The following is a 25,369-nucleotide window of genomic DNA, read 5'->3' as shown; positions in this document are numbered from 1 at the left end:
GGCAGCCGTTCCCGGACTCCTCCCGCGCTCAGGCCTTGACCACCGGGACGTCGGGCACGCCGAGCCGCCGCACCGTGCGCGGCACGACGACCGCGCCCGCCAGGATCATCGCCGCGGCCACCGCGCACGCGACCCACCAGCGCGCCCCGTCGTACAGCACACCCGCCGCCACGCTGCCGATCAGCGCCCCCACCAGGCACGCGGCCTCGTACACGCCCATGGCCCGGCCCACCTGACCGTCGGCCGCCTCCGCGATCACCGCCTGCTGCACCGGCATCACGGCCGCCCACGCCAGCCCGCTGAGCACCCACAACCCCGCGATCACGTACGGGTTCGGCGCCCACGCCAGGCCGACCGCGAACGCGGCACTGGCCAGCGACGCGCCCGTCAGCACCACCCGCCGGCCGAACCGCAGCACGTACCGGTGCAGGTACTCGGCGGCGGCGCTCATCGCGATCGCGCCGGGCAGGAACACGTACGCCACCTCGCGCAGCTCCAGGCCGAACCCGCGTTGCAGGTGCAGGAGCAGCAGCAACCCGACGGCCGCCTCCGCCGCCATGGTCATCACGACCGCGAACAGCATCGGCCGCAGCCGCCTGCCCACCGCGCCGAGCCCGCCCGCCGCCGCACCCCCACCGACGCGTTCCGAACGCCGCGGCGCGGCCAGCAGGAACCCCGCCGCCGCGACGCACGCCGCCGCGCAAGCCCAGAACAGCCCGGCGTAGCCGAACGAGCCGACGAGCGTCAGCCCGACCACGAACGCCACCCACGACCCCGTCTCCTGCGCCGAGAGCAGGCGCGGGAACACCGCCGTGTCCTCGGCGAGCCGTTCGCTGACGATCGCGCGCACGGCGACCCACAGCAAAGCGCCACCCGCACCGCCCACGGCCGCCGCGCCGTACGCGAGCGGCGCGCTCTGGGCCACCGCGTACCCCGCCGCCGACACGGCGTAGAGCAGCGCGCCGATGGCGGCGGTGTGCCGTCGGTCCCACCGGTCCGCCAGCACGCCCGCCAGCGGCCGCACGACCACCGACAACGCCATCTCCACCGCCATCAGCAGCCCGACCTCGGTCGCGCTGAGCCCGATGGCCGCGCCCGCCCACAGCGGCAGCACGAAGTCGATCAGCTCGGTCGGCCCGTTGGCCAACGTCGCCGCCGTCAGCGTGCGCCGCTCGCGCTCCAACCCCCGGTCCACGGTCATCCCCCCAAAACATCGAACACCGTTCGGACAACTCCGAACGGTATACTGGGTTTCACCATGACCGCAAAGGGCGACGGGCAGCGGCGAGTGCTGGAGCTGCTGTGGAAGGACGCGCGCCGTCCGGCCCGCGGTCCTCGGCGGGGCCTCACGATGGAGCGGATCGTGGCCGCCGCGATCCAGGTCGTGGAGACCGAGGGGCCGGCCGCGCTGTCCATGCGCCGGGTGGCCGAGGAACTGGGTGTCGGGACGGCGTCGCTCTACACCTACCTGCCGGGCAAGGCGGAGCTGGAAGCCCTGATGGTCGACGCGATCGGGGCCGGGGACCCGTTGCCGGACGACTGGCCGGGCGACTGGCGGGCCAAGGTCGAGGCGTGGGCCCGCACCGACCACGAGCTCTACCGGAAGCACCCGTGGGTGCTGCACCTGGTGGCGACGGTGGCCGCGCCCGGTCCGAACCTGCTGCGGTGGATGGACTCGGCGCTGCGCGTGCTGCGGGGGACCGGGCTGACCGAGGCGGAGAAGATGGCCGTGGTCGAGTCGGTCGACGCCTACGTGCGCGGTCAGGCCAGGCTGAGCCTGGACACGCGCGAACCCAGCGCCGAGGAGGTGCGCGAGCGCGACGCCCTGCTCGGCGAACTGGTCGACTTCGAGCCGTACCCGGCGCTGGTCGAGACCGTCCGGGCGGGCGTTTCGCCGTACGCGGGGGACAAGTTCGAGTTCGGGCTGCGGCTGCTGCTGGACGGCGTCGAAGCCCTCATCGCCGCGCGGAGGGCTTCGACGCCGTGAAAGCCCTGATCAGGCCTTGACCCGGGTGGGCTCTGCCACGGCGGGCGCGTCCGGGGTGGGTTCGCCTGGGGTGAGTCCGCCCGTGATGGGCTCGTCGGCCTGCTCCGCGGCAGCCGGCGCGGCGGTCTGGACTGCCTCGGCCGCCTCGCTGACGAGGATGATCCCCTCGAACTCGCGCAGCAGGTCGTCGTAGATCGGCGTGAGTGACACTTCGTAACCCCCAAAACCTCGTACGTCCCCCGAACGGGCCAAAGCAGCCTACCTACGGCCGCACCATCACTTCACCCGGTATTGGGCAATCCGATCATTCCCGCGCTAACTGGTGGCTAAACACATGCACCGCCCCGAGGTTGTGGGGCTTCGTCACATGTGCGCTGCATCGCAGGTCACCTAGCGTTTCGGGCCATGACGAGTGTCCCCGGTCACAGCGACGACCTGTCCGGTCGCACCGCCCTGGTCACCGGCGCCGGCAGCGGCATCGGGCGGGCGTGCGCGGTCGCCCTCGCCCGCGCGGGCGCGACAGTGCACCTCGTCGACCGCGACGGCGACTCGGTCACCGAGGCGGCCCGCGAGACCGGCGGCACGGAGCACGTGGTGGACCTCGCCGCCGACGACCCCGTGCGCGACCTGCCCGCCGAGGTCGACATCCTGGTCAACAACGCCGGCCTGCAGCACGTCGCCCCGGTGCACGAGTTCCCGCCCGACCGGTTCGAGCTGCTCCAGCGGGTCATGGTGACCGCGCCGTTCCGGCTCGCCCGGCACGTCCTGCCGCACATGTACCAGCGGGGCTGGGGCCGGGTGGTGAACATCTCCAGCGTGCACGGCACGCGGGCCAGCGCGTTCAAGTCCGCCTACGTCGCCGCCAAGCACGGCCTGGAAGGGCTGAGCAAGGTCGTCGCCCTGGAAGGCGCGCCGCACGGCGTGACCAGCAACTGCGTCAGCCCCGGCTACGTGCGCACCCCGCTGGTGGAGAACCAGGTCGCCGACCAGGCGCGCGCGCACGGCATCGGGCCCGAGCAGGTGCTCGCCGAGGTGATGCTCACCCGGCACGCCATCAAGCAGCTCATCGAACCGGCCGAGGTGGCGTCCGTCGTGCTGTGGCTGTGCGGCCCGCACTCCGGTCACGTCACCGGCTCCTCGTTCACGATCGACGGCGGCTGGACCGCCCAGTGACCCCCTCGTTCCCCCCTCCCCCAACGAAGTGGTGACCGACATGACGAACGCCGCACCTCCGCCGAAGAAGTCCTTCACCAAGGTCGTCATAGCCAGCCTGATCGGGACCACGATCGAGTGGTACGACTTCTTCCTCTACGGATCAGCCGCCGCCCTGGTGTTCAACAAGCTGTTCTTCCCCACTGCGGACCCGCTCAACGGCACGCTGCTCGCCTTCACCACCTACGCGATCGGCTTCCTGGCCCGGCCGCTGGGCGGCCTGGTGTTCGGCCACTTCGGCGACAAGCTCGGCCGCAAGAAGCTGCTGGTGCTCAGCCTGGTGCTGATGGGCGGCGCGACGTTCGCCATGGGCCTGCTGCCCACCTACGCCGCGATCGGCGTGGCCGCGCCGCTGCTGCTGACGCTGCTGCGGTTGATCCAGGGCTTCGCGCTGGGCGGTGAGTGGGGCGGCGCGGTGCTCATCGTGTCCGAGCACGGCAGCGCGGAACGGCGCGGGTTCTGGGCGTCCTGGCCGCAGGCGGGCGTGCCGATGGGCAACCTGCTGGCCACCGCCGTGCTCGCGGTGCTGGCCGCCGTGCAGAGCGACGAGGCGTTCCTGTCGTGGGGCTGGCGGGTGCCGTTCCTGCTGTCCGGCGTGCTCGTCCTCATCGGACTGTGGATCCGGCTCAGCGTGGCGGAGTCGCCGGTGTTCCTGGAGGCGCAGGCCAGGATCGAGGCGGGCAAGGTCAAGGAGAAGCCGCCGATCGTGGCCGTCGTGCGCGACCACTGGCGCGAGGTGCTGATCGCGATGGGCGCGCGCATGGCGGAGAACGTGTCCTACTACGTGATCACCGCGTTCATCCTGGTCTACATCACCAGCGAACTGGGCATGCCGCGCTCGGCGGGCCTGAACGCGGTGCTGATCGCCTCGTTCGTGCACCTGGTCACGATCCCGATGTGGGGTGCGCTGTCGGACCGGATCGGCCGCCGCACCACGTACCTGATCGGCACGGTCGGCATCGGCGTGTGGATGTTCGCGTTCTTCGCGCTGCTGGACACGAAGTCGTTCGTCCCGATGACGCTCGCGGTCACCGTCGGCCTGTTCCTGCACGGCGCCATGTACGGCCCGCAGGCCGCGTTCTTCTCCGAGCTGTTCGGCACGAAGGTGCGCTACTCGGGCGCGTCCATCGGCTACCAGCTGGCGTCGATCGCGGCGGGCGCGGTGGCGCCGCTCATCGCGACCGCGCTGCTGGCCTCCTACGACAGCTCGTTCCCGATCGTGCTGTACGTGCTCGGGATGTGCGTGCTGACCGTGGTCGCCGTGGTGGTGGCGAAGGAGACGAAGGGCAGCTCCCTGAACCGGGCCGACGCCGATCAGGACGCAGTGCGAGCATGAGGGCATGAGCGAGGCGGACGCGGTGGAGCACCTGCTGGAGCTGCTCGACCTGCTCGCGGCGGACGCGGGCAGCGAGCGGCTGGCGGCGGTGCTCCCCGCGGCCCGCGCGGCGGGCGTGCCCGACCACGAGCTGGACCGCGTCGCCCGCGCCACGGAGTGGGCGTTGCGCGTCCGCCGCACGCTCACCGCGCACCGCCGCCGCGAAGCCGAGCTGGAAGCGCTGTTCGACACCGCGAACGACCTGGCGGGCGTGCGCGATCCGGACGCCGTGCTGCGGTCCATCGTGCGGCGGGCCCGGCTGCTGCTCGGCGCGGACATCGCCTACCTGAGCATGAACGAGCCGGGCCGCGGCACGTACATGCGCGTCACCGACGGCTCGATCTCCGCGCTGTTCCAACAGGTCCGGCTCGGCATGGGCGAGGGGCTGGGCGGGCTGGTGGCGCAGACCGCCCAGCCGTACGTGACCGCCGACTACTTCGCCGACGACCGGTTCAACCACACCGGTCCCATCGACGCCGCCGTGCGCGACGAGGGCCTGGTCGCCATCCTGGGCGTGCCGCTCAAGCTCGACCGCCGGGTCATCGGCGTGCTCTACGCGGCCAACCGCTCGCCGCGCCAGTTCCCGCCCGACGAGGTGGCGCTGCTGTCGTCGCTGGCCGACCACGCCGCGATCGCGCTGGACACCGCGCACCTGCTGGAGGAGACGCGGGCCGCGGGGGAGACGATCCGGGCGCACAACGAGGCCATGCGCCGCGCCGAGGACGCCCACGACCGGCTCACCGACCTGGTGCTGCGCGGCGCGGACGTGCCCGAGGTGGCCGCCGCCGTGGCCGAGGTGCTCGACGGCGGGATCGTGGTGCACGACAGCGACGGCACCGAGCTGGCCCGCATCGGCACCACCCGCGCGCCCGCGCCCCGTGCGGCGGTCAACGCCTCCCGCGCCAGCGGCCGGGCCATCCCGCAGGACGGCACGTGGGTGTGCGCCGTGCTGGCGGGCCGCGAGCTGCTGGGCAGCATCACCCTCACCGACCGCCCGGACCTCGGTGACGCCGACCGCAGGCTGTTCGAACGCGCGGGCGTCGTCACCGCCCTGCTGCTCCTGCTGCGCCGCACGGTCGCCGAGGCGGAGAACAAGGTGCGCGGCGAGTTGATCACCGACCTGCTGACCGCCGCGGTGGACTCGGTGGCGTTGCGCGCCCGTGCCCGCCGGGTCGGCGTCGAGCTGGCCGCCGACCACGTGGTGCTGGTCGCGGACGGCCCGCGGGACCGGCTGCTCGCCGCGGCGGCGCACCACGCGTCGTCGTGCCGCGGCCTGGCGGGTGCGCACGGCGAGCACGTGGTGCTGGTGCTGCCGGGCGCGGACCTGGCGTGCGCGGCGCGCGACGCGGCCCGGGTGCTGGGCAAGGCCGTCGGCCTGCCGGTGACCGTCGGCTCCGGCGGTCCGGCGCACGGCCCGGAAGGCGTGGCCGCCGCGCACGCCGAGGCGGTGCGGTGCCTGAAGGCGTTGCTGCAACTGGGGCGCAAGGGCACCGGCGGCACGCTCGCGGACCTCGGTTTCGTCGGCGTGCTGCTGGGCGACCGGGCGGACGTCGCCGGGTACGTCCGGTCCACCCTGGGCCCCCTGCTGGACTACGACGCGGGCCGCGGCACCGAGCTGGTCCGGACGGTGACCGCGTACTTCGCGTGCGGCGCCAACCTCAGCCGCGCCAAGGACGAGCTGCACGTCCACGTGAACACGGTGGTGCAGCGGCTGGACCGGGTGGCGAGCCTGCTGGGCGAGGACTGGCAGTCGCCGGAACGGGTGCTGGAGGTCCAGCTCGCGCTCAAGCTCATGAAGGTGCTGGGCGCCTGACCGTTCCGCAAGACTGCGGAGCCGCGGGCCGCTCTTCTCGGCTATAGGGGTGAAATCGACCCCGACCCGCCCTCGGCCGCCGACCCCGTCTGCTGTGATGGCCGCTCTTGTCGCTGCTGATCAAGGGCGCGGTGGTGCGGGTGCTCCACGGACGGGACGCGATCCTGGAGATCGCGACGAATCTGATCGTGCGCGGCTCACCGGTCTCGGGTGACGCGCGGCGGGCCGAGCGCCGCATCCCACCCGCGCTCGTCCTGGTGGGGCCGGGCGGCTCGGGGAAGTCGGCGGTGCTCGCCGAACTGGACGAGCGCCTCGGCGACCAGCCGCACGTCCGGGTCGACGCCGCCCGGACCGGCCGGGACGGCACGTCACCGGTGCTCGCCCTGGTCACCGCGGTGATGTTCGAGCTGGCCCGGCACGACGCCCGCCGCTTCCGGTTCTCCCGGTTCCTCGTCGGCTGGCTGATCACCGAGGTCGACCTGGACGACGGCAACGTCGACCTGGCGCACCGCCAGGCCGAGGCCGAGCTGCGCCGGGTCGACCCGGCCGCGCTCTCCGCCCGCCTCGCCGGCATGATCGCCCTGCTGCCCGAGCAGACCGGGATGCCCGACACCGCGGACGCCGTGCAGCAGTTCCTGCCGCCGCTCATCGAAGGGCTCACGCGCACCCACTGGGGCCGCCGGGCGACCCTGCTGTCCGGGCACGAGTGGTACGGCCACCGCGACCGCGACCGCCGCCGGGACGCGGTCGCCGAGCTGGTGGCGCTCAACCGGCTGCGCCGCCTCGGCGGCGAGGAGGGCCAGGCCGAGGTCGACCGCACGCTCGTGGAGGCGTTCCTGGCCGACGTGCGGCACGCCGTGCGGCGCGGGACGGTCGACCCGGTGCTGCTGCTGGACAACGCCGACCACGAATCGGGGGTGGAGTTCCTGCGCGCGCTGGCGGCCATCCGGTACGCGCCGGCCACCGACTACCCGCACGACCACCTCACCGTGATCGCCGGGGGCAACGGCACCCTGGTGAAGTCGCTGGAGATCGCCAAGGACGAGGTGGCCGTGGACGACCCGACCGTCGTGGAACGGGTGCGCACCGGACGCCTGGACGTGAAGGGGCCCTGGCTGGCCCTGCCGCTGCGCGACCTCACCGAGCCGGAGATGCTGCTGCTCGCCGAGGGGGTCGGCATCGAGGCGCAGCACCGCCACCGGGTCGTGCGGGTGCTGCGCGACCTGACCCGCGGCCACCCGGGCGGCACGGCGCTGCTCATGCAGGCCGCGGCGCTCGTCGGCGCGGGCACCGCCTGCCCCGGGGACATGTTGGCCCAGGACGTGCCGGCGCCACCGTCGCGCGACCGGAACGCGCCCAGGACCAGACCTGCGGCGGACGTCGTGCTGGACATGTTCCTGGCCGACCTCCCGGCCACCCTGCGGTACGACCTGACCACCTGCGCGGCGGCCCGCGACCACGACGAGGCCGCCGTGATCGCCGGCTCGCCGATGACCGGCACCGCGTTCCACGACCAGGAGCCGCTGCTGTCCACGGCCCACTGGAGCCCGCGCGAACCGGGCGGCGACCCGGTCATGCACCCGTTGCTGCGCCTGCTCCTGCTGCGGGAGCTGGCCAAGCGGCCCGCCTCGGCCACGACGTCGTGGCGCCCGGTGTTCGGCCTGCTGGCCGAGAAGGCCGGGCACGAGGACGACCGCCTGCACCACCTGTTCGCCCGCGGCGACACCGACGTGGTCGTGCAACGGCTGGTCGCCCTGCTGCGCGAGCGCGGCGGCAGGCAGTGGCTCGCGCTGGTCCGCTCGCTGGCGACCTGCCCGGCCCACCCCGACCTCGCGGGCGCCCGCGTCGAGCGCACCGGGGACGGGCCGACCGACGCCGTCACGGCCGTGCTCACCGCCTGGCGCGCCGGTGCGGACCCGCTCCAGGTCGGCAGCCGGGCGGACCGGCACGGCGTGGTCTACACGGAGATGCCGGTGCTGGCGCGGGAAGCGCTCGACGACCACGGCGAGTTCGTCTCGGTCGCCGCCGAGCACCGGGAGCTGGCCAAGCGCTGGCGGGACGTGCGGTGCGGCGACCCGGCCGACGAAGAGTGGGGGAGCGGACGATGACCCTGTTGGTGATCTCGGCGCTGCTGCTGGTGGGCTGGGCCGTCCTGCTGGAGTTCCGGCGGCGGTCGCGGGCCAGGTTCTCCGGTCCGATCACGCCACCGCCACCGCCGAGGGCCGTGCGCGTGCTGCTGGCGGTGGCGGTGGTGCTGCTGCCCGTCGGCGCGGTCGCGGTCGCCGCGCCGAAGGTGCTGTGCTTCGGCGGCGGCGTCGACACCGGCATCACCCTGCGCGGCTTGTTCTCGGCGGCGGAGCTGGAGTGCGTCGGCGTCAGCGACGGCGGCTACGACTTCTCCGGCGGCTTCGCCGACGGCGAGGTGGGTGAGAGCACCCGCGCCCGGTACGAGGAGGTGCTGGACCGGATCGGCGCGCAGAACGACGCGCTGTCCGGCGACCACGTCAAGGTCGCGCTGCTCGCGCCGCTGACCTCGCCGCTGTCCGGGCCGCGCGTCGTGCACGAGGTGGCGGGGCTCGCGGCCGCCCAGGAACGGCTCAACGCCGAGAGCGGCAGCCCGAAGGTCGAGGTGCTGCTCGCACACATGGGCACCACGTCGGCCCACTGGGAGCCGGTGGTGGACGAGCTGATCGCGATGAAGGACGACCCGGCGCCGCTGCTGGCCGTGGTGGGGCTCGGGCTCAGCCAGGACGAGTCGAAGTTCGCGGCCCGCAAGCTCGCCGGGGCCGGCGTGCTGATGGTGGCGGGCCACCTCACCGCGACCCGGCTGGACCCGGACGGCCCCATCGAGCACTTCCACCGGACCGCGTTCGCCAACGCGCGGCAGTTCGACGCGACCACGAAGGCGCTGGCCGCGGCCGGTGTCGACGGGACGCGCGCCATCGTGGTGAAGAGCAACGACGCGGGCGACGCCTACGCGAGCACGTCCGCCGAGGCCATCGCCGACCAGCTCGGCGGGCAGGAGACGCCCTACCGGTTCGGCAGCGACGACGAGGGCGTGCTGGGCAACCAGTTCCGGATCATCAGCGACAAGATGTGCGGCAAGGTCGACCCGACCCGGCCGGACGCGCCGGTCGCCGTCTACTACGCCGGGCGCGCCCGGTACCTCAGCGACCTGATGGGCAAGCTCGACGCGGAGAGCTGCCTGCGCAAGGTGATCGTGGTCAGCGCCTCCGACGCGGCCGTCCTGCGGATGGGCGGGCAGGACGCGGAGGCGGCGAAGGCGTGGAAGGTCCCCGAGGCGCTCGAGGTCGTCGGCCGGGGCAAGGTCGAGCTGTACTACACCCCGCTGGCGGACCCCGTGGTGATCGGCGACCGCCCCCGGTTCGCACCGCTGCGCGAGGCGTTCGCGGGCCACGAGCACGAGCTGGACACCGGCTGGGCCGTCATGTCCTGGGACGCCCTGCACGTGGCGGTCGGCTGGATCCGGCACGCGCAGGCGGGCGACCCGGACGTGGTGATCCCCCAGCCGGAGACGGTCGAGCTGGCCACCCAGGCGACCTTCTCCGACGCGGAGTCCGCCTACGAGGGCGCGAGCGGCACGTTCTACTTCGACGCCGCCGGCGACCGCGTGGACGTCGCCGGCGACCAGCCCGCCGTGGTGCGCCTGCTGCCGGACGGGTCCGCGCGACGCATCGGGTGAGCACCGCCGCTCGACGTCCGCGGGGGCACGTCGAGCGGCGGGCACCGGCGTCACGCCAGCACGCACTCCGTCGCGTTCACCACCGCCGGGCGCGGCACGGTGGTCGATACGGGCGGGCGCGTGCCCGACAGCCAGCCCTCCAGCGCGGCGAACGCCGACCGGTGGCACGGCGTCAACGGCCGCAGCCGGTCCGGGAACGCGTCGAACAGCGAGTCCACGTGCGTGCCGCCCTCGATCCGGTAGTAGCGGAACAGCCCACCCCGACCGGCTTGGCGCACCATGTCCGCGTAGACGTCCGAGCCGCGGGAGATCGGCAGCAGGGTGTCCAGCGTGCCGTGCAGCGTGAGCAGCGGCTTGCCGATCCGGCCGGTGAGCGCGATGCGCTCGACGGCCCGCTGTGCCTGCGGCCGTGACGCGTAGTCGTAGTCCGCGTCGCACGACGGCGTGCCGGGCGCGCAGAACGGCGTGCCGGCCTCGACGTCACCGTCCCAGGTCGGGTCCAGCTCCTCGCGGTAGATGCGCTGGGTCAGGTCCCAGTAGTACTGGTGGTGGAACGGCCACAGGAACTCCGACTCGGCCGGGAACCCGGCGGCCACCACCGCCGCCCGGTCACCGGTGGCGTAGCCCTTGAGCGCGGGCGGCAGGAACGTCAGCAGGTTCGGGCCCCGGGCGGTCCACAGCGTGCCCTCCCAGTCCACGCCGCCGTCGTACAGCTCGGGGCGGTTCTCGAGCTGCCAGCGCACCAGGTAGCCGCCGTTGGAGATGCCCGTGGCCAGGGTGCGCGCCGGCGGGCGGCAGTACCGCTGCGCCACCACGGCCTTCGCCGCCCGGGTCAGCTGCGTGACCCGGTGGTTCCACTCGGCGATCGCGTCACCCGGGCGCTCGCCGTCGCGGTGGAACGCCACCCCCGTGTTGCCCTTGTCGGTCGACGCGAACGCGTAGCCGCGGGCCAGCACGAAGTCGCTGATCGCGCGGTCGTTGGCGTACTGCTCGCGCACGCCCGGCGAGCCGGTCACGACCAGGCCGCCGTTCCAGCGCCGGGGCAAGCGGATCACGAACTGCGAGTCGTGCGCCCAGCCGTGGTTGGTGTTGCCGGTCGAGGAGTCGGGGAAGTAGCCGTCCACCTGCGTGCCCGCCACCGGCGTCGGCGCGGGCAGGCCGGCGGGGGTCAGCCCGGCCCAGTCGGCGGGATCGGTGCGGCCCCCGGCGGTGGACAGGTCGGCGAGGTGGGTCAGTTCCTGGTGCTCGGCACCGGGAACGCGCAGGGGCCCGCATCCGTGGGCGGACGCGGGAACGGCCTGCGCCGTCGTCGCGAGGAGCGCTGCGATCAGCGGAACGGCGATGTTCACCCGAGGCACGGTAGGACGGCCCGCCGGGGCGCGGAATGGGTCGCGACGCCATGGCCGGCGGGGCGGATGTGGTGTGCGCAGCCATCGGCGACACCCCGACGAGCGACCCTCGCACCGGCGAGGTGGTCGACACCGCGTCACGAGCGGACGTCAGCGGACTTTTCACTGCCACGAGTGACGTCGATCGGTGCATAACCACGCCGTGACCGGGCTCCACGTCCGCCTGAACGGCCCTGTCCTGGACGTCCCCGCGTGCACGGTGTTGCTTCTCGCTCGGCGGTGGAACCTTGAGTACCACGATCGGCGTGTTTTGACCGCCCGCGCAGGGGTAGCTGAGTTGACCCAGCGAAGTTCGCACTGCCAGGTGATTTACGTTCACCCGGCGTGAGGTGTCTGCTTCCGGGGTGACTGAGCAACGGCGCTCTACGCGCACTGACCAGGAGTGGGACCTGATCCGGCGCCTCCAGAACCTGGCCCACCGGGCCGAACGCACCGCGTTCGACCACTCGAACCTCGTCGGTCCGCCACCGTCCCAGCAGCACCTGGACATCCTGGCGGAGATCCGCGCCCTCACCGAGCAGGCGGTGGCACAGCGGATCCCGAGACCGGCCGCGCTGCCCCGGCAGCCGCAGCCGGTCGTCGAGAAGAAGGTCTCCACACCCGTTCGGTGACCGCCGTCGCGCGGGCCGGGCCTGACTCCCGGCCCGCGCGGCGCCGAGCGCTCAGCGGCGCCGGACCAGCTTCACCAACCCCTTGAACGTCTCCTCCAGGCCGGAGGAGAACGGGTTGTCGTTGACCAGGTAGGTCCAGGTGGTGTTCGGGCGCTGCACGCCCGCCTCGGCCAGGTGCGCGCCGTCGGCGTCGATCTGCACCTTGGCGAAGGTCTCCTCCGCCTCGTCCCAGGCGTCCGGGATGATCTTGTGGTAGGCCGGGATGGCCTCGCGGTGGAACTCGTCCAGCGGGTTCTGCCGGGCCAGCGCCCGCAGGTGGATGCCCTCCCGCAGGTCGGTCAGGAACGTCAGGTGGTCGCTCCACCGCTGGTCGAGGTGGTGCAGCGCGATCAGTCGGGCCGCGGACACCTTGACCTCGTCGTCGAGGTCCTCGATCTCGTGCGCCTTGTCCGGCTTGCGCTCGGACAGCTCCTTCCACGCCAGGTCGGTGCGCAGCAGCTTGTCCCGGTACTCCAGCAGCAGTTGGCGCTGGTGCTCGATCAGCTTGTTGTACCGCCAGGTGTTGCGGTGGATCTCCAGGTGCACGCCCTCGGCGACGCGTTGCGCGTGCTCCACGGTGTGCAGGGTGCCCGCGTCGGTGATGCGGCCGTCCTCGTCCACCTCGGCCGGCTCGTCGTGGTCGGGCACGTACTGCGTGACCAGGTCGTCCTGCAACGAGGAGAAGAACACCGACCCGCCGGGGTCGCCCTGGCGACCCGCCCGGCCGCGCAGCTGGTCGTCCAGCCGGCTGCTGGAGTGGCGGCCGGTGCCGATCACGTACAGGCCGCCGAGTTCGGCGATGCGCTCGTGGTCGGTCGAGTCGTGCCCGCCGAGCCGGATGTCCGTGCCGCGGCCCGCCATCTGGGTGGACACGGTGACCCGCTCGAACGAGCCCGCGTCGGCGATGATCGCGGCTTCCTCGGCGTCGTTCTTGGCGTTGAGCACGACGCACTCCAGGCCCGCCTCGGCGAGCTTGCGCGACAGGCGCTCGGACTCGGCCACGTCCAGCGTGCCGACCAGGATCGGGCGCCCCGTCGCGTGCACCTCCTTGATCTCGGCGACGATCGCGGCTTCCTTCTGCTCCAGCGTCGTGTACAGCCGGGGGGCCTCGTCCTCGCGGATCGTCTCCACGTTCGGCGGGATGACCAGCACTTCGAGCTGGTAGAAGTCGCGCAGCTGCTCGGCGACGGCCACCGCGGTGCCGGTCATGCCGCACACGGTCGGGTAGCGGCTGAGCAGCGCCTGGACCGTGATGGAGTCCAGCACCTCGCCCGCGTCCGTGGTGGCCACGTTCTCCTTGGCCTCGACCGCGGCCTGCAGGCCGTCGGGCCAGCGCTGGAGCTTCGCGATCCGGCCGCGCGTGTCGTTGATCAGGTGCACCTTGCCGTCGCGGACGATGTAGTCCACGTCCCGGTGCAGCAGGACCTGCGCGTGCAGGGCCACGTTGACCTTGCTCAGCGTGGTGGAGACGTGCTCGTCGGAGTACAGGTCGATGCCACCGAGCGCCCGTTCGACCAGCTCGCTGCCCGCGCCGGTGAGGTAGACGTTGCGCTCTTCGTCGTCGATCTCGAAGTGCAGGTCGCGGCGCAGCCGCTTGACCAGGTCGGCCAGCGCCGGGTCGACCGCCGGGCCCGCCGTGGAGCCCGCCAGGACCAGCGGCACGCGGGCCTCGTCCACCAGCACCGAGTCCGCCTCGTCCACGAGGGCGACGCGCGGCTTGGGCACGATGAGGTCGCCCTCGGCGGTGGCCAGCCGGTCGCGCAGCACGTCGAAGCCGATCTCCGAGACCGAGGCGTACATGACCTCGGCCTGGTAGGCGGCGCGGCGCTCCTCGGGCTTGGAGCTCTGGTTGATCCAGCCGACGCTCACGCCCATGAGCTCGTAGAGCGGGCCCATCCACTCGGCGTCGCGCTGGGCCAGGTAGTCGTTCACCGAGACCACGTGCACCTGGTCGCCGCGCAGCGCGAAACCGGCCGCGGCGATGGCGCCGGAGAGCGTCTTGCCCTCACCGGTGGCCATCTCGACCACGTGGCCCTCCAGGAGGCCGAGCGCGCCGAGGATCTGCACGTCGAACGGGCGCAGGCCGAGCGCGCGGTCGGCGGCCTCGCGGCCGAGCGCGCAGACCTCCACCAGCTCGGGGCGGCCGAAGTCGCTCTTGTCGCGCAGTGCGGCCGCCGCGGCGGTCAGTTCCTCGTCGCTGAGCTTCTTCACGCGCTCGGCCTGCTCGTTGACCTCTTCGAGCAGCTTCCGGTAGGGCGTGAGGTCGGCGGAGCCGGGCTTCTGCGCGAACCGACGCAGCCGCTGCTTGAACCGTCCCAGGAGAGTGGTCACGGCACGGCAACGTACGGCAAGTCCACAACGTTCCGCACGTCACCCGGTTGACAGTTCACTCGCGGGGTCCGTCGTCCGGCGGTGGAGCACTCCGGTCCGCTGAGCCAGGAGCACCAATCCCAGGCCTTTCCCGTCGAAGTGCGCCCTCGCCGGTGACTACGTGCCGTTACGCTTCGGTGCTCGAACGTAGCCGGGTCTTCCCAGGAGGCGGGATGCTCGCTCGGTTCATCGCCTGGCTGGACGACCTCCTCGCGGCCGAGGGCAGCCCCGCGATCGTGAAGGCCGTGCTCGGCATCCTGTCCTTCGCCGTGCTCCTGGGTGCGCTGCTGGGCAACGCCGCGGTCAAGGCCGGAGCCCTTGTCGCGGCGCTGCTCGTGCTCCTGTCGGGCGTGCTCGTGCTCTTGGCCGACCGCCGGGCGACCCTTCGTCGATTGGAGGTCCACCGGCGGCTCGTCTCCCACTACACCAAGCTGGCGTCCGACCACGACCCGCTGGAGTACCGGGTGATGGACTGGGACGACTTCTACACCGTCGAGCCCAACGGTGACACGCGCAAACGGCTCACGATGCGAGCCCACGTGCTCGTCGACGGTCTGTGGGCGGTGCGCCTGGAGCACGGTTGCGGATGGCCCCAACCCGCCAAGCACCGGCGCAGGGTCGCCGTGGTGGCGCGCAAGCTGCAGGCGGACGACCTGCCCGGTCCGAAGCTGACGACCACCTCGGAGTGGGTGGCCGAGGGCAAGTTCGTGCTGATCATCCACTTCCGCGCGGCACTGCCGCGCGGGAGTTCCTTCGGGGTGGTGGTCGAGTGCGACTGGCCGGGCATGTGCGTGCCGCTCATGCGCGACCACACCCCGGACGACTTCATGCTGAGGTTCCGCACCCCGGTCGTCCGGGCTCGTCATCGGGTCGCGCTCCCGCCGGGGTCCGACGCGTACTTCGAGCCGCTGGGCTTCAGCGACGGTGACGACGGCTTCGAAGTGGTCCGGGCCGTGGACGAGAGCGGTAGGCCCGTGTTCGGCGTCGAGTCGACCGCGGTTCCGCACCAGGAGAGCTTCGGGATGCGCATCGAGCTGAAAGGGAGGGGTGTGGTCGTGTGAGCACACCCCTCGCCGCTCAGCAGTCGTTCCCGCTCTCACTACCGCGTCGTCGAATGATGCTCGAACTCCTCTCGGATCGCGCACCGGTCACACGATTCGAAAGTAGTCGCGGTCACGTGGAATAGAATCGGCCGTTCGTCTCAATCAAGCCCGGTGCGTCTCCCGCAGCCCGAGCACCGAGGCCAGCGTCACCACGCCCATGACCAGCAGGAACGCCGAAACCGACAGGGACGTGCCCGTGGCCACCAGCAACGCGGTCATGATGAACGGTGTGCCGCCGCTGACCAGGATGGACGCCAACTGGTACGCCAGCGACGCGCCCGAGTACCGCACCTGGGGCTCGAACAGCTCCGCCAGGTACGCCGCCACCGGCCCGTAGACCAGGCTCGACCCCACCCCCGACACGGCCAGCGCGACGAAGATCAGCCCCAGCGACGCGGTGTCGATCAACCAGAAGTACGGGAACGCCCACACGATCATCGACACCGCGCCCGCCACGATCAGCGGACGCCTGCCGTGCCGGTCCGACCAACGCCCCGCCAGCAGGATCACCGGCACGCTGACCAGCGACGACAGCAGCGTCACGACCAGCACCGAGTTGCGCGCCAACCCCAGCTCACGGGTCGCGTAGTCGAGCACGCCGGCGATGCTGACGTAGAACACGGCGTTCGACGCGAACATCAACCCCGCGCCCAGCAGCACCGGCCGCCGGTGCGTCCGCAGCACCTCCTTCAACGGCGCGGGCGGCGGGCCGGCCGGGCGCCGTTCCTTGATCTCCCGGAACACCGGGCTGTCCTCCACCTTCAGCTGGATGAACAGCACCACGGGGAACAGCAGCGCGCTCGCCAGGAACGGCACCCGCCACCCCCACGTCGCGAACGACGCGGGCGGCACCGTCGCACCCACGACGAGGAACGCCACGTTGCCCAGGATCACCCCCAGCGGCACGCCGGCCTGGCCGAACGTGCCCGCGAACCCGCGCCGCCCCGGCCCGGCGGTCTCGGTCAGCAGCAGCACGACGCCGCCCCACTGACCGCCCACCGCGATGCCCTGGAGGAACCGCAGCACCACCAGCAGCACCGGCGCCACCACACCCAGCGTCGCGCTGGTCGGCAGCACCCCGATCAGGAACGTAGCCGCCGCCATCAGCGCCAGGCAGGTCACCAGCGCGGGCTTGCGGCCGAACTTGTCGCCGACGTGCCCGAACACCAGCCCGCCGACCGGCCGGGCGATGAACCCGGCCCAGAACGTGCTGAACGACAGCAGCAACCCGACCAGCGGCGACGCCTCGGGGAAGAACAACTTCGGGAACACCAGCGCCGCGGCGGTCGCGTAGATGAAGAAGTCGTACCACTCGAGCGACGAGCCGACGAGCCCGGCCGCCATGAGTTTGCGCAACGTGCGCCGCTCGGGGGGAGCGGTCGTGACCATGTGCTGTTCCCTTTCACCAGGTGTCCACGAACGGGCGTTTCTTGCCGGTCCTGACCTGGACGGGGTCGGGTCCGGTGAGCAGGGTGGTGATCCAGCGGCGCGTGTCGGCCGGGTCGATCACGTCGTCGATCTCGTACGCCGAGGCCACGTTGAGCGCCTTGCCGTGCTCGTAGGCGGCGGAGACCATCGCCTCGAACATCTCCTTGCGCTGCGCCGGGTCCTCGATGGCGTCCAGCTCGCGCCGGTACCCGAGCCGCACCGCGCCTTCCAGCCCCATGGGGCCGAACTCGCCGCTGGGCCACGACACCGCGAACAGCGGCACCTTCAAGCTGCCCGCCGCCATCGCCTGCGCGCCCAGCCCGTACGCCTTGCGCAGCGCCACGAACCCGAACGGCACGTCCAGGTTCGCGCCGGCCACGAGCATCCGGGTCAGGTGCCGCACGGTCGCGGTGCGCTCGGCGTCCGGCCCGACCATGAACCCCGGCGTGTCGCACAGCGACACCACCGGCAGGTCGAACGCGTCGCAGAGCTGGAGGAACCGCGCGGCCTTGTCCGCGGAGTCCGCGTCGATCGCGCCGCCGAGGTGGCCGGGGTCGTTCGCGACCAGGCCGAGCGGCCGCCCCTCGACCCGGACCAGCGCCGTGACGATGCCGAGCCCGAACCCGGGCCGCAGCTCCAACACCGAGCCGGTGTCGGCGACGGTCTCCACCACGGACCGCACGTCGTAGGCGCGAACCCGGTTCTCCGGCACGAGGTGGCGCAGCCGCCGCTGGTCGGCGCACTCCCAAGCGTCCACCGGGCCCTGGAAGTACGACAGGTACTTCTTGGCCACCGCGACGGCCTCGGCCTCGTCGGCCACGAGCACGTCGATCACGCCGTTGGGCACCTGCACGTCGACCGGCCCGACCTCCTCCGACCGGAACACGCCGAGCCCGCCGCCCTCGATCATGGCCGGGCCGCCCATGCCGATGGTGGCGTCACGGGTCGCGATGACCACGTCGCACGTGCCCAGCAGCACGGCGTTGCCCGCGAAGCAGCGGCCGGACGCGATGCCGACCAGCGGCACGAGCCCGGACAGCTTGGCGAACAGGTGGAACGCGAGGCAGTCCAGCCCGCTGACGCCGCCGTGGTCGGTGTCGCCGGGCCGCCCGCCGCCGCCCTCGGCGAACAGCACCACGGGCAGCCGCTTCTGCTCGGCCAGCGCGAACATCCGGTCCTTCTTGGCGTGGTTGCGCAGGCCCTGCGTGCCGGCCATCACCGTGTAGTCGTAGGACATCGCCACGACCCGGCCGCCGTTCACCGTGCCGACGCCCGCCACCAGGCCGTCGGCCGGGGTGCGCTCGACCAGCTCGTCCAGCGACCGGCGGCGGCGTTGCGCGGCGATGGCCAGCCCGCCGTACTCCACGAACTCCTCGCACAGGTCGGCGATGTTCTCCCGGACCGTGCGGCGTCCCGCGGCGTGCCGCTTGGCCTCCGCCTCGGGACGCGTGAAGTCGTGGCGCGCCAACGTTTCCGCGAGGTCGGCTCGCACGTCGTCCAGGTCGACCTCGACGGCCTTCTCCTCGACGGCGACGTCCACGCCCTCGGCGAGCAGCGCGCCTTCCGCGACCGTGTCACCGACCTCGACCAGCACCCGCGCGTCACCGATCGGCACGACGTGCTGCATCTTCATCGCTTCCACGACGACCGTGCCGTTCTCGATGGCGACGACGGTGCCTTGCACGGGAGCGCGCGCTCCGGTGTCCTCACGGGGCAGCGAATCAACCAGGCCCGTGTGCGCCTGCAACACGTCCGGGTGGTCCAGGAGACCGCGCAGGAAGCCGATGTTGGTCCGCGCACCGTCCACGGTGAACTCGTCCAGCGCGCGGCGGGCGCGGCGCAGCGCGGTGTCCGGGTCGTCGGCGTGCACCACGACCTTGGCCAGCAGCGGGTCGAAGCCGAGGCCCGCCCGGTAGCCGACGGACGCGTGCGTGTCGACCCGCACGCCGGGTCCGGTCGGCGGCTCGAACGCCGACAACCGTCCCGTGGACGTCAGGCTCACCCTCAGTTGCAGCGCGCTGCCGCGCGGCGTGTGGGTCAGGTCCGGCTCGACCTCGGTCGCCAGCAGCAGCTGGGCGCGCACCAGGTCCAGCCCGGTGACCTGCTCGGTGACGGTGTGCTCGACCTGGAGCCTCGGGTTGGCCTCCAGGAACGCGAACCGGCCGTCCGGCGCGACCAGGAACTCGACCGTGCCCAGCCCGGTGTAGCGGACGGCACGGGCGATCGTCGCCGCCGCGCCGTGCAGCGCGGACCGCAGGTCGGCCGACAGGCCGGGCGCGGGCGCGACCTCGACCAGCTTCTGGTGCCGGACCTGCAACGAGCAGTCCCGGTCGCCGAGCACCGTGGTGCCGACCAGCTGCACCTCGACGTGCCGCGCCGGTTCCAGCAGCTCCTCCACGAACACGGTGCCGTCGCCGAACGCGGCCAGCGCCTCGGCCCGGCAGCGCTCGACCGCCGCGGCCAGGTCGGCGAGCCGGCGCACCACCCGCACGCCCTTGCCGCCGCCACCGGCCACGGCCTTCACGACCACCGCGCCGTGCCGCCGGAAGAAGTCCTCGAACCCGTCCTCCGCGCCCGCCAGCACGGGCACGCCGACCTCGGCGGCCAGGGCGCGGGCCCGGCTCTTGTCGCCGAGCAGCTCCAGCACCTCCGGCGGTGGTCCGACGAACGTCAGCCCGGCCTCGGCGCAGCGGCGGGCGAACCCGGCGTTCTCGGCCAGGAACCCGTAGCCGGGGTGCACCAGGTCGCAGCCGTCGGCGGCGGCGAGCACGGCGTCCACGTCCAGGTAGGAGCCCTGCAGCCGGACCGCGCGGTCGGCGTGCCTGCCGTGGGCGTCGTCGGAGTCGGTGACCAGGGCGACGGTCCGCCAGCCGAGGTCGGCGGCGGCGCGCAGGACCCGGACGGCGATCTCTCCCCGGTTGGCGACGAGCAGCGTGGGCACTGGAACCTCCTGAGCGACCGCTTAGTATGTGACCGCGGTCGCATAGTGGCACCTGCGCTTGGCGTTCGTCCAGAGGGAACCGATGCACCTGTCGAGGCGTCTTTGAAGAAACCCGAGGTCAAGGGCGTGACACACAGCAGGCCAGGAGGCACTCACCGTGGTTTTCAAGAGGATGTTGCGCGCGTTCGGAGTCGGTGGTCCCACGGTGGACACGGTGCTGGCCAACCCCAACGCACGGCCCGGTGAGCTGCTCACCGGCGAGGTGCGCATCGCGGGCGGGGACCACCCCGCCGACATCGACCTGGTCAAGCTGTCGCTCGTCACCCGGGTCGAGGTGGAGAGCGGCGACAACGAGTACAACCGCAACGTCGAGTTCGCGCAGGTCGTGGTCGGTCAGCGGATCGGCGTCGGGCCGGGGCAGCAGCTGGCGCTGCCGTTCCGGTTCCCGGTGCCGCTGGAGACGCCGTTGACCGTCGTGCACGGTCAGCACCTGCACGGCATGACGATGGGGCTGCGCACGGAGCTGGAGGTGCGCGGCGCGGTCGACCCCGGCGACCTCGACCCGGTGGCCGTGCACCCGACCCGGTCGCAGGAGCACGTGCTGAACGCGTTCGGCGCGCTCGGGTTCCGGTTCCAGCGGGCCGACAACGAGTCGGGGCGCATCCACGGCGTGCCGCAGCAGCTGCCGTTCTACCAGGAGATCGAGTTCCTGCCGCCGGGGCAGTTCCTGAGCAAGATCAGCCAGCTGGAGCTGACCTTCGTGACCGATCCGCACCGGCTGTACGTGGTGCTGGAGGCGGACCGGCGCGGTGGGCTGTTCCGGGCGGGCGGTGACTCGTTCGGCCACTTCGCCATGTCGCACGATGAGGTGATCCGCACGGACTGGGCGGCGCTGCTGCACCAGTGGATGGACCAGGTCTCCGGCAGGCGATCTTCCCACGGTTTCGGCCACTAGGGCGGTTCGCGCGGAGGTCGCCGCGGCGGGCGGGCGGGGTTGCTCCGATCGCCGCTGGCGCTGCGGGCGACGTCTGCGGTGGGGATGATGAGCGGCGAGGCCCTCGACGCGGTCGGGGACTTCTTCGAAGGCGACTAACCCGCAGGAGGCATCGTGGGCATCGGCGGTGTGATCAGCGCTCTGATCGTGGGTCTCATCATCGGTTTGCTGGGCAAGCTCGTGGCGCCGGGCAAGCAGGCCATCCCCATCTGGCTGACGATCATCGTCGGCATCGTGGCGGCGTTCCTGGGCACGTTCATCGCCCGGGCGCTCGGCGTGGAGGACACGCCCGGCATCGACTGGATCGAGATCATCGTGCAGGTGATCATCGCCGCCATCGGCGTGAGCCTCGTCGCCGGCTTCTACGGCAAGAAATCCGTCCGCTGACCCGAGAGTCCTACGTTCACCACGCATGAGTTCAACGCTCGACCCGAACACCGTTGGGCATGAGCGTCGGACTCGGGCTGCCTGAACGTAGGACTCTCGAGCGCTGGGCGTAGGACCCCCGGGGTCAGGGGGTGCGGACCATGCGCAGGACCAGGTCGGCGTAGAGGTCGCCGATCTCGGCCGGGGTGCGGCGGCCGGAGGGTTGGTACCAGCGGGCCACGTCGATGCACAGGGACAGCACGGCCAGGGTCGCACCGCGCACGTCGGGCACGTCGAACGCCCCCGCGGCCACGCCGTCGGCGATCATGCCGCGCACCGCCGCCTCGATCCGCCGCCGCAGCTCCACCACCTCGGCCAGGTGCTCCGGCGTCAACGCGCTCAGCTCGTACTGCACCACCCGCGCCGTCGTGTGGTACTCCGCGTGCCACGACGCGAACGCCCGCACGGCCGCCGCCAGCCGGTCCACCGGGTCCACCTCGGACACCCCGGTCAGCAGCGACAACGACGTGGCGTGCCCCACCCGCGAGATGTGGAACAGCAGTTCCTCTTTGGACCGGTAGTGGATATAGACCGCGGCCGGTGACATGCCGGCCTGTGCCGCGATGTCACGGGTCGTCGTCGCGTGGTACCCGCGCACCGAGAACGCGGCGGCGGCGGCGATCAGCATCCGCCGGGCCGCCGGTGGCGTCACCGAGGACCACGTCTCGTCCAGGAGCGCGAACTCACCACTGGTCGTCGTCACAGCCGGCCCTCCTTGACACGAACCCGAACGATACCGCAGGCTAAGCACACGCTTACACCTAAGCAACCGCTTAGTATGGAGGATCCGAGAGTGCGCCGCACGTTGTTCGAGCCCGACCACGAAGCGTTCCGCGAGTCCGCGCAGGCGTTCTGCGACCGCACCCTCCGCCCGAACTACGAGCGGTTCGTCGAGCAGCGCAGCATCGACCGCGACGTGTGGCTGGAAGCGGGCAAGCAGGGGCTGCTCGGCCTGGAGGTCCCCGAGGAGTACGGCGGCAGCGGCGCGAACGACTACCGGTTCAACGCCGTGCTCGGCGAGGAGCTGTCCAAGGTCAGCGCCGGCATGTCGTCCTGCCTGGGCATCCACGGCGACGTCGTCGCGCCCTACCTGGTCGACCTGTGCACCGAGGAGCAGAAGCAGCGCTGGCTGCCCCGGTTCTGCTCGGGCGAGCTGACGACCGGCATCGGCATGACCGAGCCCTCCGGCGGCTCGGACCTGGCCGCGCTCAAGAGCACCGCCGTGCGCGACGGCGGCGACTGGGTGCTCAACGGCTCCAAGACGTTCATCACCAACGGCTTCTCCGCCGACATGATCGTCGTCGCCGCGCGCACCAGCCCGGAGAAGAAGGCCCGCGGCATCACGCTGTTCGCCGTCGAGACCGGCATGAAGGGCTTCGAGCGCGGCCGCAAGCTGGACAAGGTCGGCCAGCCCGAGTCCGACACCGCCGAGCTGTTCTTCGAGGACGTGCGCGTACCGGCCGAGAACGTCATCGGCGAGGTCGACCAGGGCTTCATCTACATGATGGAACGCCTGCCGCAGGAACGCCTCGGCGGCGCGATCTCCAACCTGGCCCACGCCAAGCAGATCCTGCTCGAGACGATCGAGTACACCAAGGAGCGCAAGGCGTTCGGCCAGGCCATCGGCTCGTTCCAGCACAACAAGTTCACCCTCGCCGAGCTGGTCACCAAGATCGACGTCACCCAGGCGTTCCTGGACCAGTGCACCGACGCGCACACCCGGCGCGAGCTGACCGCCGTGGACGCGGCGAAGGCCAAGTGGTGGAGCGCGGACGTGCAGAACGACGTCATCGACGCGTGCGTGCAGCTGCACGGCGGCTACGGCTACATGACCGAGTACCGCGTGGCCCGCGCCTGGATGGACGCCCGCGTGACCCGGATCTGGGCCGGCTCCAACGAGATCATGAAGGAACTCATCGGCCGCGACCTCGGCCTCTAGCCACCAGGAGCACCGCCATGCCCGAGGCTGTCATCGTCGCCACCTCGCGTTCCCCGATCGGTCGGGCGCGCAAGGGGTCGCTGGTCGACCTGCGCCCGGACGACCTGGCCGCGCAGATCGTCGGCGCCGCGCTGGACCAGGTCCCGGAGCTGGACCGCGACGACATCACCGACCTGCACCTGGGGTGCGCCGAGCCGCAGGACGAGCACGGCCAGAACGTGGCCCGCCGCATCGCCGTCCAGCTCGGCCTGGACACCCTGCCCGGCACCACCGTCAACCGGTTCTGCGCGTCCTCGGTGCAGACCGCGCGGATGGCGTTCCACGCCATCAAAGCGGGCGAGGGCCACGCGTTCGTCAGCGCCGGCGTGGAGTGCGTCTCCCGCTACCGGCACGGCGACCCGCACTTCAACCCGCTGTTCGACGTCGCCCGCGAGCGCACCCAGCGCACCGCCGAGACCAACGAGCCGTGGCACGACCCGCGCGAGGACGGCGAGCTGCCCGACTACTACATCGCGATGGGCCAGACCGCCGAGAACGTCGCCACCCTGCTCGGCATCAGCCGCCGCGACCAGGACGAGTTCGGCGTGCGGTCGCACAACCTCGCCGAGAAGGCCATCGCGGACGGCTTCTTCGCCCGCGAGATCACGCCGGTCACGCTGCCGGACGGCACGGTGGTCAGCGCGGACGACGGCCCGCGCAAGAGCGTCACCTACGACGCCGTGTCGGCGCTGAAGCCGTCGTTCCGTCCAGAAGGGACGGTCACGCCCGGGAACTGCTGCCCCCTCAACGACGGCGCGGCGGCCGTCGTCATCATGAGCGACGTCAAGGCCAAGGAGCTGGGCCTGACCCCGTTGGCGCGCATCGTGTCCACCGGCGTGTCCGGTCTCTCGCCGGAGATCATGGGCCTGGGCCCGGTCGACGCCACCAGGCAGGCTCTCGCGCACGCGAACCTGACCATCGGCGACATCGACCTGGTCGAGATCAACGAGGCGTTCGCGGTGCAGGTGCTGGGCAGCCAGCGCGTGCTCGGCATCGACGTGGACAAGCTGAACGTGCACGGCGGCGCGATCGCGCTGGGCCACCCGTTCGGCTCGACCGGCGCCCGCATCATGACCACCCTGATCAACGGGATGCGCGCGCGTGACGTCCAGTTCGGGCTGGAGACGATGTGCGTCGGCGGCGGTCAGGGCATGGCGATCATCCTGGAGAGGTTGAGCTGAATGGGAATCCTGGACAAGTTCCGGCTGGACGGCCAGGTCGCGATCGTCACCGGCGCGTCCTCCGGCCTGGGCGTGGCGTTCGCCAAGGGTCTCGCCGAGGCGGGCGCGGACGTGGTGCTCGCGGCCCGGCGGGTGGAGCGGCTCAAGGACACCGCGCAGCTCGTGGAGGACGCGGGCCGGCGCGCGCTGGTCGTGCAGGCCGACGTGGCGCAGCCGGACGACTGCCGCGAGGTGGCCCGTGCCGCGGCGGAGTTCGGCCCGGTGCGGGTGCTGGTGAACAACGCCGGCGTGGCGTCGGCGGTGCCCGCGTCCCGGGAGACGCCCGAGCAGTTCCTGGGCGTCATGGACGTCAACCTCAACGGCACCTACTGGATGGCGCAGGCGGCGGCGGCCGTGATGACCGACGGCGGGTCGATCATCAACGTCTCCAGCGTGCTCGGCCTGGTCTCCGGCGGGCTGCCGCAGGCCGCGTACTCCGCGTCGAAGGCGGGCGTGATCGGCCTGACCCGCGACTTGGCCCAGCAGTGGACGGGGCGCAAGGGCATCCGGGTCAACGCGGTCGCGCCCGGCTACTTCGCCTCCGAGATGACCGACCAGTACCCGGAGGGCTACCTCGAAGCGCACGTCTCGCGCCTGCCGATGGGCCGGGTGGGCGACCCGGAGGAACTGGCCGCGGCCGTCGTGTTCCTGGCCTCGGCCGCGGGCGGCTACACCACGGGCGCGACGTTCGTGGTGGACGGCGGCGTGACGTTGGGCGGCTGATCGCCGAGTTGTAACCCCCGGCGGCGGCACGGCGATC

20 protein-coding genes are annotated in these 25,369 nt (G+C 72.1%); 13 read left to right on the top strand and 7 right to left on the bottom strand.

All coding sequences use genetic code 11. The features are described 5' to 3' along the window. Positions 1-28 precede the first annotated feature (28 nt). On the bottom strand, positions 29-1,201 hold the full coding sequence (locus tag FHX81_RS11775) for an MFS transporter (protein ID WP_141977804.1): 1,173 nt from the start codon (positions 1,199-1,201) through the stop codon (positions 29-31). A gap of 57 nt (positions 1,202-1,258) precedes the next feature. On the opposite strand from FHX81_RS11775, the gene FHX81_RS11770 reads away from it, so the two are divergent. Next, positions 1,259-1,987: a TetR/AcrR family transcriptional regulator gene (locus FHX81_RS11770; protein ID WP_141977802.1), complete on the top strand. Its 729-nt coding sequence runs from the start codon at positions 1,259-1,261 to the stop codon at positions 1,985-1,987. Positions 1,988-1,996: 9 nt separating this feature from the next. Here the strand turns inward: FHX81_RS11770 and FHX81_RS11765 are convergent, their stop codons facing one another. After that, positions 1,997-2,197: a hypothetical protein gene (locus tag FHX81_RS11765; RefSeq protein WP_141977800.1), complete on the bottom strand. Its 201-nt coding sequence runs from the start codon at positions 2,195-2,197 to the stop codon at positions 1,997-1,999. 195 nt (positions 2,198-2,392) lie between these two features. Between FHX81_RS11765 and FHX81_RS11760 the strand changes: the two genes are divergently transcribed. The 5 genes from FHX81_RS11760 to FHX81_RS40480 all read left to right on the top strand — a co-directional run bounded on the left by FHX81_RS11760 (position 2,393) and on the right by FHX81_RS40480 (position 10,090). Then, positions 2,393-3,160, top strand: coding sequence for a 3-hydroxybutyrate dehydrogenase (locus tag FHX81_RS11760; protein ID WP_141977798.1), 768 nt, complete (start codon positions 2,393-2,395; stop codon positions 3,158-3,160). Positions 3,161-3,200: 40 nt separating this feature from the next. Continuing rightward, complete coding sequence (locus FHX81_RS11755; RefSeq protein WP_141977797.1) at positions 3,201-4,535, top strand: MFS transporter; 1,335 nt, start codon at positions 3,201-3,203, stop codon at positions 4,533-4,535. Positions 4,536-4,539: 4 nt separating this feature from the next. Next, positions 4,540-6,387, top strand: a complete 1,848-nt coding sequence (locus FHX81_RS11750) for a helix-turn-helix domain-containing protein (RefSeq protein WP_141977795.1) — start codon at positions 4,540-4,542, stop codon at positions 6,385-6,387. A 107-nt stretch (positions 6,388-6,494) separates the two neighbouring features. Beyond that, a complete protein-coding gene (locus tag FHX81_RS11745) occupies positions 6,495-8,495 on the top strand; it encodes a hypothetical protein (protein ID WP_141977793.1) in 2,001 nt (666 codons plus the stop codon). Beyond that, a complete protein-coding gene (locus FHX81_RS40480; RefSeq protein ID WP_170232023.1) occupies positions 8,492-10,090 on the top strand; it encodes an ABC transporter substrate-binding protein in 1,599 nt (532 codons plus the stop codon). Before FHX81_RS11745 ends, FHX81_RS40480 begins: the two co-directional genes overlap by 4 nt. Positions 10,091-10,140: 50 nt before the next feature. On the opposite strand, the gene FHX81_RS11735 is transcribed toward FHX81_RS40480, so the two are convergent. Beyond that, complete coding sequence (locus FHX81_RS11735) at positions 10,141-11,448, bottom strand: tannase/feruloyl esterase family alpha/beta hydrolase (protein ID WP_425473812.1); 1,308 nt, start codon at positions 11,446-11,448, stop codon at positions 10,141-10,143. Positions 11,449-11,843: 395 nt separating this feature from the next. Here FHX81_RS11735 and FHX81_RS11730 point away from each other — a divergent pair, with 395 nt between their 5' ends. Further along, positions 11,844-12,110 (top strand): hypothetical protein, encoded by a 267-nt coding sequence (locus tag FHX81_RS11730; RefSeq protein ID WP_141977790.1) that lies wholly within the window; start codon positions 11,844-11,846, stop codon positions 12,108-12,110. Between the two features lie 51 nt (positions 12,111-12,161). On the opposite strand, the gene secA2 is transcribed toward FHX81_RS11730, so the two are convergent. Further along, positions 12,162-14,480 carry an accessory Sec system translocase SecA2 gene (gene secA2 / locus FHX81_RS11725; RefSeq protein ID WP_141977788.1) on the bottom strand — a complete coding sequence of 773 codons (2,319 nt, stop codon included), beginning with the start codon at positions 14,478-14,480 and terminating at the stop codon, positions 12,162-12,164. A 212-nt stretch (positions 14,481-14,692) separates the two neighbouring features. Here secA2 and FHX81_RS11720 point away from each other — a divergent pair, with 212 nt between their 5' ends. Continuing rightward, positions 14,693-15,580: a hypothetical protein gene (locus FHX81_RS11720; protein WP_141977785.1), complete on the top strand. Its 888-nt coding sequence runs from the start codon at positions 14,693-14,695 to the stop codon at positions 15,578-15,580. A 144-nt stretch (positions 15,581-15,724) separates the two neighbouring features. On the opposite strand, the gene FHX81_RS11715 is transcribed toward FHX81_RS11720, so the two are convergent. Together FHX81_RS11715 and FHX81_RS11710 are read right to left on the bottom strand one after the other, a co-directional pair. Next, positions 15,725-17,011: an MFS transporter gene (locus FHX81_RS11715; protein ID WP_141977783.1), complete on the bottom strand. Its 1,287-nt coding sequence runs from the start codon at positions 17,009-17,011 to the stop codon at positions 15,725-15,727. Positions 17,012-17,024: 13 nt separating this feature from the next. Beyond that, entirely contained in the window at positions 17,025-19,991 is a 2,967-nt protein-coding gene (locus tag FHX81_RS11710) for an acetyl-CoA carboxylase family protein (protein ID WP_141977781.1), read from the bottom strand. Positions 19,992-20,196: 205 nt separating this feature from the next. Between FHX81_RS11710 and FHX81_RS11705 the strand changes: the two genes are divergently transcribed. Together FHX81_RS11705 and FHX81_RS11700 are read left to right on the top strand one after the other, a co-directional pair. Next, the gene (locus tag FHX81_RS11705; RefSeq protein WP_246107774.1) at positions 20,197-20,946 is read left to right on the top strand and encodes a sporulation protein; all 750 of its coding nucleotides are present in this window, start codon (positions 20,197-20,199) and stop codon (positions 20,944-20,946) included. A gap of 153 nt (positions 20,947-21,099) precedes the next feature. Continuing rightward, on the top strand, positions 21,100-21,372 hold the full coding sequence (locus FHX81_RS11700) for a GlsB/YeaQ/YmgE family stress response membrane protein (protein WP_141977777.1): 273 nt from the start codon (positions 21,100-21,102) through the stop codon (positions 21,370-21,372). A 124-nt stretch (positions 21,373-21,496) separates the two neighbouring features. Here the strand turns inward: FHX81_RS11700 and FHX81_RS11695 are convergent, their stop codons facing one another. Then, complete coding sequence (locus FHX81_RS11695; protein ID WP_141983894.1) at positions 21,497-22,039, bottom strand: TetR/AcrR family transcriptional regulator; 543 nt, start codon at positions 22,037-22,039, stop codon at positions 21,497-21,499. Positions 22,040-22,204: 165 nt separating this feature from the next. On the opposite strand from FHX81_RS11695, the gene FHX81_RS11690 reads away from it, so the two are divergent. The 3 genes from FHX81_RS11690 to FHX81_RS11680 are packed head-to-tail and all read left to right on the top strand — an operon-like array spanning position 22,205 to position 25,332. Next, on the top strand, positions 22,205-23,350 hold the full coding sequence (locus FHX81_RS11690) for an acyl-CoA dehydrogenase family protein (protein ID WP_141977775.1): 1,146 nt from the start codon (positions 22,205-22,207) through the stop codon (positions 23,348-23,350). Between the two features lie 17 nt (positions 23,351-23,367). Continuing rightward, complete coding sequence (locus FHX81_RS11685; RefSeq protein WP_141977773.1) at positions 23,368-24,570, top strand: acetyl-CoA C-acetyltransferase; 1,203 nt, start codon at positions 23,368-23,370, stop codon at positions 24,568-24,570. Further along, positions 24,571-25,332, top strand: coding sequence for an SDR family NAD(P)-dependent oxidoreductase (locus FHX81_RS11680; RefSeq protein ID WP_141977771.1), 762 nt, complete (start codon positions 24,571-24,573; stop codon positions 25,330-25,332). Positions 25,333-25,369 lie beyond the last annotated feature (37 nt).

The organism is Saccharothrix saharensis (assembly GCF_006716745.1).
GTDB lineage: Bacteria > Actinomycetota > Actinomycetes > Mycobacteriales > Pseudonocardiaceae > Actinosynnema > Actinosynnema saharense.
This window is presented reverse-complemented; position numbering and strand designations above follow the sequence as displayed.